This window comes from Pseudomonas sp. B21-059, from assembly GCF_026016285.1.
In the GTDB taxonomy this organism is placed as follows: domain Bacteria; phylum Pseudomonadota; class Gammaproteobacteria; order Pseudomonadales; family Pseudomonadaceae; genus Aquipseudomonas; species Aquipseudomonas danubii.
The window spans coordinates 366,851-379,445 of sequence record NZ_CP087201.1 but is presented as its reverse complement, the minus strand read 5'-3'; the positions used below and the strand labels follow the sequence as shown (position 1 = coordinate 379,445).

12 protein-coding genes are annotated in these 12,595 nt (G+C 62.3%); 3 read left to right on the top strand and 9 right to left on the bottom strand.

What is annotated here, in order from left to right:
• Positions 1–26 precede the first annotated feature (26 nt).
• Positions 27–1,181, top strand: coding sequence for a Fic family protein (locus LOY69_RS01735; protein ID WP_265074063.1), 1,155 nt, complete (start codon positions 27–29; stop codon positions 1,179–1,181).
• 73 nt (positions 1,182–1,254) lie between these two features.
• On the opposite strand, the gene LOY69_RS01730 is transcribed toward LOY69_RS01735, so the two are convergent.
• From LOY69_RS01730 to LOY69_RS01720, 3 genes are all read right to left on the bottom strand, one after another.
• Positions 1,255–1,533 (bottom strand): hypothetical protein, encoded by a 279-nt coding sequence (locus tag LOY69_RS01730; protein WP_265074062.1) that lies wholly within the window; start codon positions 1,531–1,533, stop codon positions 1,255–1,257.
• 347 nt (positions 1,534–1,880) lie between these two features.
• A complete protein-coding gene (locus LOY69_RS01725; protein ID WP_123391646.1) occupies positions 1,881–2,462 on the bottom strand; it encodes a hypothetical protein in 582 nt (193 codons plus the stop codon).
• A 120-nt stretch (positions 2,463–2,582) separates the two neighbouring features.
• Positions 2,583–2,903 (bottom strand): isochorismate lyase, encoded by a 321-nt coding sequence (locus tag LOY69_RS01720; RefSeq protein ID WP_102882137.1) that lies wholly within the window; start codon positions 2,901–2,903, stop codon positions 2,583–2,585.
• 227 nt (positions 2,904–3,130) lie between these two features.
• Here LOY69_RS01720 and LOY69_RS01715 point away from each other — a divergent pair, with 227 nt between their 5' ends.
• On the top strand, positions 3,131–4,132 hold the full coding sequence (locus tag LOY69_RS01715) for an alpha/beta fold hydrolase (RefSeq protein WP_265074061.1): 1,002 nt from the start codon (positions 3,131–3,133) through the stop codon (positions 4,130–4,132).
• On the opposite strand, the gene gltS is transcribed toward LOY69_RS01715, so the two are convergent.
• From gltS to LOY69_RS01700, 3 genes are read right to left on the bottom strand one after another with little or no spacing between them, the layout of a single operon-like run.
• Positions 4,133–5,341, bottom strand: a complete 1,209-nt coding sequence (gltS, locus tag LOY69_RS01710) for a sodium/glutamate symporter (protein WP_110595515.1) — start codon at positions 5,339–5,341, stop codon at positions 4,133–4,135.
• A 52-nt stretch (positions 5,342–5,393) separates the two neighbouring features.
• On the bottom strand, positions 5,394–6,332 hold the full coding sequence (gene hutG, locus LOY69_RS01705) for a formimidoylglutamase (protein ID WP_110651085.1): 939 nt from the start codon (positions 6,330–6,332) through the stop codon (positions 5,394–5,396).
• Between the two features lie 18 nt (positions 6,333–6,350).
• The gene (locus tag LOY69_RS01700; protein WP_110595355.1) at positions 6,351–7,076 is read right to left on the bottom strand and encodes an IclR family transcriptional regulator; all 726 of its coding nucleotides are present in this window, start codon (positions 7,074–7,076) and stop codon (positions 6,351–6,353) included.
• 260 nt (positions 7,077–7,336) lie between these two features.
• Here LOY69_RS01700 and LOY69_RS01695 point away from each other — a divergent pair, with 260 nt between their 5' ends.
• A complete protein-coding gene (locus LOY69_RS01695) occupies positions 7,337–7,747 on the top strand; it encodes a hypothetical protein (protein ID WP_110595354.1) in 411 nt (136 codons plus the stop codon).
• 81 nt (positions 7,748–7,828) lie between these two features.
• On the opposite strand, the gene LOY69_RS01690 is transcribed toward LOY69_RS01695, so the two are convergent.
• From LOY69_RS01690 to gabP, 3 genes are all read right to left on the bottom strand, one after another.
• Complete coding sequence (locus tag LOY69_RS01690) at positions 7,829–8,149, bottom strand: hypothetical protein (RefSeq protein ID WP_102862719.1); 321 nt, start codon at positions 8,147–8,149, stop codon at positions 7,829–7,831.
• 369 nt (positions 8,150–8,518) lie between these two features.
• On the bottom strand, positions 8,519–10,549 hold the full coding sequence (locus LOY69_RS01685) for a DKNYY domain-containing protein (protein ID WP_265074060.1): 2,031 nt from the start codon (positions 10,547–10,549) through the stop codon (positions 8,519–8,521).
• A 188-nt stretch (positions 10,550–10,737) separates the two neighbouring features.
• Positions 10,738–12,129, bottom strand: a complete 1,392-nt coding sequence (gene gabP / locus LOY69_RS01680) for a GABA permease (protein WP_110595351.1) — start codon at positions 12,127–12,129, stop codon at positions 10,738–10,740.
• Between the last annotated feature and the right edge of the window lie 466 nt (positions 12,130–12,595).

Genomic DNA, 12,595 nt, shown 5'->3' with positions numbered 1-12,595 from the left:
TTTTCGGCTTTCGAGATGTTTGCACAATGCCTGCATTCTTCCATCACGATCTTGAGCTGCTAAACCCGTCCTTCGACTCCAATCTGGTGGACGTGCTCAGCGAGCTTGAGCACCTTCGGCGCTTGCGATTGGAAGGCGATACGCCTCCTGCGGTCTTCTATCAGCTGAAAACGATCTTCCACATCCTGGAAAGCCTGGGTTCGGCGCGCATCGAAGGCAACCACACAACACTTGCCGACTACATCGAGAGCAAGGTTGAAGGCACAGCCGAGGACACCGATCAGCTACGCGAAGTGGCGAACATCGAAAAAGCCTTGGACTACATCGAGCAAACCATTGGCCCGGGAACACCGATTACCGAGCTCACCATCAGAGAGCTGCACGCGATGACCGTCCAGGACCTGGAGCGAGAGGGCGATAAGACGCCTGGAGCTTATCGCCAGGGCGCAGTGCAGATCGCTCAGGCCGCCCACCTACCTCCTGATGCCCTGATGGTGCCCAGCTACATGCAAGAGCTGGTGGAGTTCGTCAATCGGGAGGACCTGCCCAAATACGACTTGATGAAAGTGGCCTTGACCCATCACCGGTTTGGCTGGATTCACCCCTTTGGCAACGGCAATGGTCGCGTGGTGCGCCTCCTGACTTACGCACAGCTGATGAAATATGGCTTCAACGTCGATACGGGTGGCCGCGTACTCAACCCTACCGCTGTTTTCTTCAACGATCGGGAACGTTACTACGCCATGCTCGCCACCGCGGACCAAGGAACCAAGGCCGGGCTGGAGACCTGGTGTACCTATGCTCTAGAGGGCATTAGGGACGATCTGGAAAAGGTCAACCGCCTCACCGACTATCGCTACCTGACCCGGTACATCCTGGCTCCCGCCATTACCTTTGCTCGGGATCGACAATGGATCACTGCTGCGGAAGAAACGGTACTGACCACGGCGATCAAGTCAGGTGTTGTTAAATCGAGCGATATCGCCCAGGCGCTGCCCAAGCTGACTGCCGGGCAAAGGACCTATCAAATAAAGAAACTGGTGGACCAGGGCATGCTGTTACCCATCAGCACCAACGCCCGGCAGTACACCATCGGTTTCTCCAACAGCTACCTCATCAGAGGAATGATCAAGGCGCTTCGAGAGCAAGGGTTCATACCGGCACCGCTTGAAGCGCCATGACACGCCCTCAGGCTCTCCAAGGGCGACCAGAGTCAAACCAACCCTGGCCGCACTGGCGCACCGCCTGCGCCAATCAGAAGGCCTTATCCGCCCGCTCCATCGCCTGCCCCTGGGCCACATCGAGCAGGGCCACGCCATCACCGAGCAGCAGCGAGGCGATGTCGGCGATCTGGAACAGGTCGCTGGCGTCAGCCGTTTGCGCGGTCATGCAGGACAGGCTGTTCATCAGCTTGTGAAGGGCGCGTATGCGCTGATCGGCACAGGCCAGGAGATCGACCAGCGGCGCATGAGGATTGATCAGCAGGACGGGGTTGTCCGCTGACGTGTGTTGAAGAGGGATATATCCGTTCATTGGTGACACTCCTTGTGTATGAGGAGCTACCACCCAACTTCCTACCGGCCAGGTGGCAGCTGCACGCGGGGGTAGGAACCGGTCACAAGATCCGGCCACGCCGAAGCGTGCCCGCGTACAGCCGCCATAACGCATAGGCAGCAAACAGCACCCAAAGCGCTGGGTGCTGGTACGCATCTTATGATCGGGTTCCTACGCCCGGCCGCTGATTTGGCAGCGACCGGCGCAGAGTAAAGAGCAGGTCCGATCAGCGCAAGCCCTCACCTGGTGACTGAAAGTAACCGACCCGCCCGCGCTCAAACCAACCCCAAAAGAGGGCGCTGCAGCACTTCAGCCGCCCAACCACTTCACTGCGAACCGGCATCCATCAACACCTTGAGCGCCGCATCGGCCTCGACGCGTTGTGCCTGGGTGGGTTTGACGGCAAATTGGCTGCGCTGCTTGTTGAGGGTCAGGTAGGCGTTGTCGCCATCGCCCCAAATGTAGGAGTAGATCAGCAGGAAACTGTCGGAGCCGGGCTGGCAGTAAGGGGCTACGCTGCGCAGCGGCGCCAGCAGTTGGATCATCTCGCCATAGTTGTCGGTGAACTCCAGCAGGGCGAACTGCCAGCGACCGGTCTGCGGATCGTATTGGGAGGAGCCGCCAGTGCCCGTCCACATTTGCACCACTTCCTGCAGGCTGCGCGCACCGGAATCCTGCAACCACTCGGCATCGACCCGGGCCGAGCCGTACATGTCCTTGCTGTCGAACCACTTCTGCCAATCGCTGTAGGAAATCGCCGGGCGTGGCGGCGCAGCCATGGCTTGGGCGTATTGCTCGGGCGTCATGCTGCAACGCAGATACACCGAGGAAGGCTCGCTCGCCTGTGCCTGCCCGGTCGCAGCCAAAAGCGCTGCCAGCGCCAGCCCTGTCCATGAGCGAAGTTGCATGGTTGTCGTTCCTGATCGTTCGAGAAAAGGCCGCCAGCCTACCGGCGGCGACGCCGATCAACGCAGAGGGCCTGCCCTCTGCCGCAGAGTCCGATCAACGCCGAACGTCGGCAAGCAACTTCAGGCAAGCGCCTGCGCCGCCTGCCAATGCTTCATCTCCTCGGCGATAAAATGCTGCACCAGATCGCTGTACAGCTTCTCGATGGCATCCGCGCTCAGGCCTTCGGCCTCGGCCCATTCGCGGCGGGTGGCGAGCATCGCCTTGAAGCGCTCCTCGGCCCGCACCGTGGCCGCCGAGGTCTTGAACTTCGACGCGGCCAGCACGTACTTGAAACGCGCACCCAGCAGCGCGATTACCGCCCGATCCAGGGTGTCGATTTCCCGGCGGATATCTTCCATGCCCTGGCATTGTTCCGGGGTCATTTGCTGCTTCACTTCCATGCTCAACGCTCCATCGGGGTCAGGGGCCCGGCCGTGGCCGGGGGTCGGATTATTCTCACGGGCCGGCACGGGAGTAAAGTCGCCGGCAACCAGGCATCCCCCAACGAGCGGACGCGCTGGCAGTTGCCGCACCCCGGATGGGCCGGGTATTAATGAACGCACAACAACTTCGTCGCTGAGCGAGGTGGCTTGCCCACTCCACACCAGCCGCCCAGGAACAACCGCCCATGTCCCTGCTGTCCTCCCCCGAACTGCCTGCCACCCGCCCCGCCGCTGCCGGTCCAGATTCAGGTGCAGGTGCAGGTGCAGATCCAGGCCCCAGCGCAACCTTCAGCGAACCGGCGGCGGATGGCGTTCTCCTTGGCGGCTTCACTTGGCGCCACCCATTAGCCGATCCAGCACGGCCGGTGGTGATCATCAACGCCGCGACCTCGGTGCGCTGCCGCTACTACTTTCGTTTCGCCGACTACCTGTTCGCCAATGGCTTCGACGTGATGACCTATGACTATCGCGGCATCGGCGAGTCGCGTCAGGGCTCGCTCAAGGGGTTCAAGGCGTCCTGGTCGGATTGGGGTGCACTGGATTTCGAAGCCATGCTGCAACGGGCCCAGCGCGAGTTTCCCGGACAGCCGATCGATGTGGTGGGCCACAGCTTCGGCGGCTGCGCCGTGGGCCTGGCCGCCTCCGCCGGGGTGATCCGTCGCGTGGCCACCATGGGCGCGCAATTCGCCTACTGGCGTGACTACGAGCCCCGGCTGCGCTGGCGCATGCTGGGCAAATGGCATGTGTTGATGCCCCTGCTGACGGGCCTCTACGGCTACTTCCCCGGCAAGCGCCTGGGCTGGATGGAGGACACACCTTCTGGGGTGGTCCGCGACTGGGCCACCCCGCACCCACGCTACGAAGGCCGCCCCAGCGGCCGCAGGCTGGCCGCAAAGCGTAGTGGGCAGCCCTTCGCCCAGGTCAGCGCCCCGATCCTCGCCATCAGTGTCAGCGACGACCCCTTTGGCACCGTGACGGCCATCGAGCGGCTACTGGGCTACTTCAGCAACAGCCCACGTACACATCTGCGCCTTCACCCCGAGGACATCGGCGAGGCCGAGATCGGCCATTTCGCCTTCTTCCACAGCCGCTTCGAAAGCCGGCTCTGGCCGCTGCTGCTGCACTGGCTGCAGCACGCCAGCCTGGCCCCGAACAGCCCCGGGCAACAGCTGATGCTGGAGCGCTGATCAGGCAAAGGCGTTGATGAACCAGGTGATCAGTGGGATCGCCACGATGTCGATCAACACCGCACCGCACAGCGGCACGATGATGAAGGCCTTGAAGGAAAAGACCTTGTAGTGATCACAGATCGCGCCCATGTTGGCCACCGCATTGGGCGTAGCGCCCAGGCCGTGCCCCATGAAGCCGGCACACAGCACCGCGGCGTCGTAGTTGCCGCCGAACAGGCGAAACAGCAGGAACACACACAGCAGCACCATCACCAGCACCTGCACCACCAGGATCACCAGCAGCGGCAGGCCGAGCTGTTCCAGCTCCCAGAACTTCAGGCTCATCATGGCCATGGTCAGGAACACCCCCAGGCATACGTCGCCCAGGGTGTTCACTGCGCTGTCGGGGATGTCGATGATTCGCGCCCGGTCATTGAGGTTGCGCAGGATGATCGCCACGAACATCGCCCCCACGTAGCTCGGCAGCACAATGCCCAGGTGTTCGTTCAATGCGCTGCCGATCCAGAAGCCCAGCACCATGATCAGCAGGACGCAGGTCAGCAGGCGCAGCAAGGTCGGCGCATCCAGAGGCGCCACCGAGCCCTGGGCGGCGCTTTCCAGGTGCTGCAAAGTGCTGACCTGATCGGCCTGGATCTGCAAGCGGTTGCGCTCAATCAGCCAGCGCGCCAGCGGGCTGCCCAGCAGGCCACCGGCAACCATGCCGAAGGTGGCCGAAGCCAGGGCCGCCGTGGTGGCGCCCACCGCCCCGAGGTTTTCCGCGATGGGACCAAAGGCCGCCGCCGCGCCAAAACCGCCCTCCAGGGACACCGCACCGGCCATGATGCCCAGCAGCGGATCGATGCCCAGCGCCTTGGCCGCACCGACACCCACCAGGTTCTGCAGCAGCGCCAGGGACCAGCAAGCCCCCAGGTAGACGAACAGGATCTTGCCGCCACGACGCAGCAGGCCGAGGCTGCCCCCCAGGCCCACGGTGGTGAAGAACGCCACCATCAGGGGCGTCTGGATCGCGGTGTCGAGCTTGATCGCCAGCAGTTGCTGGTCGCGCAGCAGCCAGACGATCAGGGCAAAGCCGAAACCGCCGATCACCGGCGCCGGGACACAGAGCTGGGTCAGCCAGCGGCTGCGTTTCTTCAGCTGGGCTCCCACCCCCAGCAGGATCAGGGCCAGCGCCAGGGTGGTCAGCGCGTCCAATTCAAAAGTCGGCATGGCAAACATCTCTTCTTGTCATTGTGGTGTTGCGCGGCGAGGGGTGTGCCCCTCAGTGAATCAGGCTGGCCAATAGGCGCGCGGCCACGCGGGCGGTGCGCTGGTCCTGGTCGAGCCCGGGATTGAGTTCGGCAATGTCGGCTACGCGCAATTTGCCGCTGGCCCGGGCGCGGCGTACCAGGTGCTCGACCACTTGCACGTCCACTCCGTGGGCCGAGGGTGCACTGACGCCGGGAGCCTGGCTGGCTGGCAGCACATCCAGGCAAATGGTCATGTACAGCACGTCGATACCGTCGAGAAAAGCGTCGAGGCAGGCCTCGATTGCCGGCAGGTTCCAGCCCTGCATCTGCCGGTCCAGCAGGTAGCGCACATTGAGCTCCCGGGCCTGCTCGAACAGCGCCTGGGTATTGCTCAACTCGCTGACCCCCAGGCAGCAATACTCGAAGGGCATGCCGGCCTGTCGGCAATACTCGGCGATCTGTCGGAACGGCGTGCCGGAACTGCTTTGCGGTGCATGACGCAGGTCGAAGTGAGCATCGAAATTGAGGATGCCGATCCGCGGACAAGGCTGTTGGCGGCGCAGGTAATCGGCCAGGCCACTGAAGCTGGCAAAGGCGATTTCATGACCACCACCCAGGCCCAGGGCCAAGTGCCCCTGTTCGAGCAACTGGCCGAGGCGATTGGCGTAGAGCTGCTGGGCGCTTTCCAGATGGTGGCCGTTACAGGCCACGTCCCCCGCGTCATACAGCGGGCCTTGGCCGTGCCAGGCCAGGTTGGCCAGGGCCGCGCGCAAGGCCGCCGGGCCCTGGCTGGCACCGGTACGCCCCTGGTTGCGCTTGACCCCTTCGTCACAGGCCAACCCGAGCAAGGCAACACCCGCCGACTGCTGTTCACTCCAGGGTTGTACCCACTGGTGCCAGCGCCGGGCGGCCAGGCCTTCGGCCAGGTCGATACGACCCTGCCAGAGGTGCATGGGGGCGGTAGTGATCATGGTCTTGCTCCAGTCAATTCAATCCAGTCGAGCACTCAGACGCTGAGCGGCTTCGCGGGTCCAGCGGATCAGCCGCTCACTGCGCTGTTCGGCGCGGAACGCCGGGGCCATGAGGCTGATGGCGCCTTGCAGGCGGTCACGGCTATCGAGCAAGGGCGCGCTGACACCCCAGATGCCGTGGTCGATCTCGCTCAGGCTCACGGCATGCCCGGCTGCGCGAATCGTCGCGTAGCTTTCCAGGTACGTGGCCACATCCGCTTCCTCGACGCCGCGCTGGCGCAGGATCGACAAGCACAGCTCAGGCTCCATGTAGGCCAGCAACACCTTGGCCGAGGCGCCCAGCAGCAGCGGCTGCGCCAGGCCCTTCTGGTAGCAGCAGCGCAGGGGCTGCGGGCTGTCCACCAGTTCAATACAGATCGCCTGCCCGTTGCTGGGCACCATCAGCGCGACGCTTTCCTGGCTGAGCTCGGCCAGGCGGTTGAGCTCCGGTTTGGCCAGGGTCACCAGCAGGCCTTCGCGGTCGAACTTCTTCGCCAGTTGCAGGCAAGCAGGCCCGGGCAGGTAGCGGCCCTGGCCATTGTCCTGGGCCAGCCCCCAGCGCAACAGGGTCTTGAGATGGCGATAGGTACTGCTCAAGGGCTGCTGCAAATTCAGCGAAAGCTCCTTGGCGGACATGGCCTCCGGGGATTGCCCCAGGGCCACGAGTATTTGCAGCAGACGGTCAGTGGGCGTGTGGTAGTGCATAGCGGCCTCTTGCAGCCATGGTGCATGGAGTTTCCCGGCAAATGAAATCAGATTCCCAAGCAGTGGGAAAAGACTGCAAAAAACCTTCGGCAAAGGCGCACCGCTGCAATAGCCCGCGGCTCATACAGGATCGGCGGTGCCCGCCAAGAGACCATGGCGGGTGCCAGCGCGGTGATTTGCTGGCATCCTCTCCCGCCTGACTGGCCGCTCGCCTGATATCCGCGAGCGCCGCCCCCTTTGTGCAACAAGGTAAGACGCCCATGGCATCGATCGACAAACAACACAAACGTGCCGCCCGGGCAAAGGCCAAGGCCAAGCAAAACCGCGCCAAGCGCACAGCCCCCACCTCGGAGCTGGAACTGGACCCCAACGACAGCCGCATCGACTTCGAATCGGTAGACCTGACCGAGCTGTTCGTGAAAATGCGTGACGCTGAGAAAACCAGCCAGCAAGCGCTGTGCACGGTGTTCCTCTCGGACCCGCTGCTGGAGCTGGTCTACGAGCAGGAGGGCGAACAGGGCGCCACGGATTTCATCTTGGCGGCCCTGATCGAATACCGTAACTGGTCCACCGAGGCCGACGAGGCCACGGCCCTGGCCTGGATCGAGTCCGAGGCCTTCCAGGCCGACTACCTGGCCGCATCCCAGGCACTGTTCAGCACCGAAGGCTGAGTTTCATTCGGGCATGAAAAAGGGCGCATTCAGCAATGAATGCGCCCTTTTCCGTTTCAGCTAAACCGCCTGGCGTGATGCTCAGGCCGCTTCCAGCCGAGGGATTTCCATGCCGATGCGCGAGCTGGCGAAGTTCAGGTCGCCGCTGGCGATGGACTGGGCCTTGAAGCCCGAACCGATCAGGTCGCGAACATACAGCTTGTTGTACATGAACATGAACACCAGGTTGCTCAGGCCGAAAGTGAACATGGCCAGCAGGAACATGATGGCGGCCCATTTCCAGTCGGCGCGGAACAGTGCCGGGATGAAGCCGAAGAAGAACACGGTCCAGGAGAAACCAACTGGCGCTTCCTTGATGGCTCCGGTGTTCGGGTTTTTGAAGATGATTTTAGTGAACGCCATGCGCGTCTCCTTGCCGCCCTTTCTTTAAGAGAGCAATGGCCGGGCGATCACCATTGAACCCTGAATGCTCGTTCTTCGAGCCGGGACCGTCAGCCATGCCAGGGGCAAGTGCGAACAATCAGGAGCATGGGCCGACGCAAATGGATCAAGGGAGAGAGACGAAAGGCGGATTCAGAGCCCCGACAAGCATTCAATCCCTTGCAATACAGCGCTATTCCCTAGCTCCTCTCACGCTGGCACGCAAGAGCTCTTATCGAAGAGCGCGCAGGCTACTATTTCGCCAGCGGGCTGTCCATGAAACGCCATGTAACAAGTCACAGATCCGATAAAAAAATCCGCCGTCAATGCTGACAGCAGCCTTTTTACCGTTCAAACAGCCAAATGTTCAGGGTCCCCGGCCAGGTCCTTCGTCGTTGCCTGGCAATACTGCTCAGCGCTGATTTCGCTGAGCGTCGCGTAGCCGTCGTAATGGTAAAAACGCTGTTTGTCCCGTGCATAGCGGTCCGCGAGAAACTCCAGGCTGGCCAGGTCGATGCGCTTGGCACTCACCGGGCGCCGGCCACAGAACAGCTTGCGCGTGCCCAGCTGCAAGAAGTCCGGATGGGGAACCCTCACTTCTTCCGGGCTGAACTCCACCTCCAGCGCCTTGCCGGCAGAAAACATCTGCGTCGCGCTGAAGGCGTAGCTGCCCATGAAGCGCGTGTGGGCCGGGTCGAGGTTCCTTTTTCTTTCGCTGTAGTAGTACACCGCGCCCTTATCCCTGGCCCAGCCATGCCCACAAGACTCGAAGCTGGCCAGATCCGCCTTACCCAGCGGCTCAGGCGCCTGATAAAAGACCCTGTGGCAAAAAACCGTCTGGCCATCGGTCAGGTAGGGCCCACCCAGGGCACGGTACTGGTCGACGGAGGCTGAAGAAAATCGCTCCGGCACCTGGGTCTCGGCACGATGAAAGGGGATCAGGTACAAGCCGTTGGCATCACCGCACAGGTGTGTGTCCAGCAGCTTGAAACTGCCGGCATCCAGACCATTGATAGCGCGACCATGAAAGTGCACCTGGTGCCCCAGCTCAAACCCCAAGCCGATGGAGCGCAGGACGGGCATTGTCGCCGCTGGCTCACAGGGCTTTTGCAAACGGTGCCACCAGTAGCCCTGCAACTGCGGGTGAGCCTCGAAGAACGCGGCCCACTCCTGCAGCATCCCGTCATCAATCACCCCAGCCGAACCGAGAGGGCCGTGCTTGTCGCCCACCAGTACCGGTGAATGGTTGTACTCACCGCGCTCCAGCCGGGCCACCACAAAACTCTGCACATCCACGTCCAGCGGCTTGTTGAACAGATAGGCGCGCTGCTCGTCGGCGTAGTAATGAAACCCCAGGTGGCGAAAACTCGGAGCATGGGCCCCGCGCAAGCGGGTGCCATTGCAGTAGACAAACTGGTCGTCCACGGCCACGTACGGGTCCGGCGTTTCACTGCGACTCAAGACTCGCCCCGCAGCATCGAACACCGACTCAACGCGGTTCAGCAAGCGAAAGTCGCCGACATAACGCAGGGTTTTCCCGGTCAGGAAGTAGGCCCGTTGGGCGTCCTTGGCGTAGCGCTCATTGAGCACACAAAACGTCGCCAAATCGGCCTTGTCGATGCGGTAGAAATACTCGTAGGCAATGCTGGAGCCCTGCTGCGCCTGGACGATCACCGAATGCCCGTCGGTGCCCCAGCGCCGGGCCAGCATGTGAAAACCGTCCGGATTGGCAATCGGCAACGGCGAGCCGTCCTTCTGGTGCAGCGGCACGCCGCCCCGGCAGACCTGATCATTGATCACCTGATAAGCCGGATGGTTGGTGCCACGCACCCGGTCCTCGGCGCTGGCGATCGCCCGTGCGCCCAGGAAGACCTTGGCGCCGTCACTGAACAGCACCGCGGATGAAGGCCAGTCCTCCGGCACCGGGTGCAGCAGCGCCAGACGCTCTGGGTGTGCGTCCTCGATCAGCGCCAGCCCATAGTCGTGACAGAAGTAGGCCCGCTGGTGATCGCTCCAATGGTCATGGCCCAGGCTTCGCAACCCGCGACACACGCGCACCGGCAACGCCTGCAACGGGTGGTAGCCGTAACGTTCGAAGTAACGGGGCAAGGCATAGTAATCGGCCCGGGCATCACGCAGCAGGTGCCGATGAACACGATGGCGCCAGAGCGGTTCGCCCTCTACCAGCGGGGAAACCGGGTATTGCTCGGCCGCGGCCTGAGAAGCCTGCTCAGCCGGCGTCCGCCCCTCACGCTGCAGCATGAGGTAGACATCCCGGGCCCGCTCCTCCACCAACAGCGCCCCCTCCACGAAGGCAAACCCCTGATGCCATTCAAGGTCGAGCTTTTCCCACTCGGCAAAGTCCATGTCCAAGCCCTTCATCGCTGCATCCCAAGCTGACCGAGCGTCGGATTATCAGCAGGCGACCTGCGAGCGTAAAGCGCCCCGACGCCAGACCGCGACTGAGCATCAGCCCGCCACAAGCAGACATGCCACCTTGCATCCGGACATGAAAAAGGCCGCGGTCATCTCTGAGCGCAGCCTTTTTCCACAAGCAGTGAATCAAACCGTCAGTTCAGCGCCAGAGCCCCACTGCGCTCGGCCTTGCGCCGACGGGCCACCAACAGGCCCGCAGCGATGACGATGACACTGAGCAGGCCAGTGGCGAGGATCTCCACCCGATGCTCTTGCTGGAACAGCATGATGCCCAGGATCGCGACGATGAACACGATCACCGCGTAGGTCAGGCCGGGGAACAGCCACATGCGAAAGGCGATCTTCTCGCCGGCGGCCATGCGTTTCTGGCGCATGCGCAGTTGCGATACGGCAATCACCAGGTACACCAGCAAGGCGATGGCGCCGGAACTGGCCAGGAGGAACTCGAACACCGCAGCCGGCGCTACATAGTTGGCGAACACCGCAAGGAAAGCCGCAGCGGTGGACAGGATCACCGCCCAATATGGCGTGCCGCTGGCATTGGTGCGCTTGGCGACCGCTGGAGCATCGCCCCGCTTGCCCAGGGAGAAGAGCATGCGCGAGGCGGTGTAGAGCGCCGAGTTCAGGCAACTGGTCACCGCCACCAGCACCACCAGATCGACGATCAGCTTGGCGTTGGGAATGCCCATGCGATCGAGCACGGTCTGGTAGGAACCGACCTGGGCCAGGCTTGGGTCGTTCCACGGCACCAGGGCCACGACGATGAAGATCGACACCAGATAGAACAGACCAATCCGCCAGATCACCGAATTGGTGGCCTTGGAAATCTGTTTGCCCGGGTTGTGGGATTCCGCCGCAGCGATGGTGACGATCTCGGTACCCATGAAGGAGAACATGGTGGTCAGCATGGCGGCCAACACCGCGCCCATGCCATTGGGCATGAAGCCCTGGGTGTCCACCAGGTGCGAGACGCCGCTGACCTGGCTGTTGGGCAGCAAGCCACAGATGGCGGCGAGGCCGAGGATCACGAAACCGATGATGGCCACCACCTTGATCAGGGCGAACCAGAACTCGAACTCGCCGTAGTTCTTCACGCTGAACAGGTTGGTGGCGGTCAGCAGCAGGGTGATCACCAGGGTAAAGACCCAGATCGCCACGTTGGGGAACCAGGCATGCAGGATGGTTGCAGCGGCGTTGGCTTCCAGCGGGATCACCAGCACCCAGAACCACCAGTACAGCCAACCGATGGTGAAACCGGCCCAGTGGCCAATGGCGCGATCGGCGTAGGTCGAGAACGACCCGGTGTCCGGCGAGGCGACGGCCATTTCCGCCAGCATACGCATCACCAGCACCACCAGGGTGCCGGCGGCGGCGTAAGCCAGCAGCACGGCCGGACCGGCCTCGGCGATGGCGTGGCCGGAGCCAACGAAGAGGCCCGCGCCGATAACGCCGGCGATCGACAGCATGGTCACATGCCGTGGTTTGAGCCCCTGTTCGAGGTCATTGGAGAGTTGCGTACCGCTCATGAAAAGCACCTTTGCAACGAAAAAAGAGTCACTCCACCCGGTCTGCATTCGTTCTCGTAAAAAGAATTCAACAGGGCGTTCTTTATTTCGTACGCAAGAATTGCGCCAAAATGTTACAGAGTCCCGGACAACAGGGGTTGGCGAGCCGACCGATGGAAATCCCAAGTCATTGAGAACAATGGTATTTCGCCACTTCGTTACCGGGCGACTCACTTTGTAGGACGAAACAGCGCACCAGAAACACACCCCCAAAGTGCGTGATGCACAATTAGCAAGCAGATCCATGACCTTTGGCCCGTTAACCCTTCCAACACCCGGCCAAAGCTGGCACCATCGCGCCTTTTTTTACGCGACACCTACCGGATTTCAGGCGAATTCAGGGTTCAAACGGGCGTTCGGTTGTTGATGGGGCGACAGTCTTCTGTGCTGATGCGACAACCTGCCACATACCCTCTATTTACCTCCG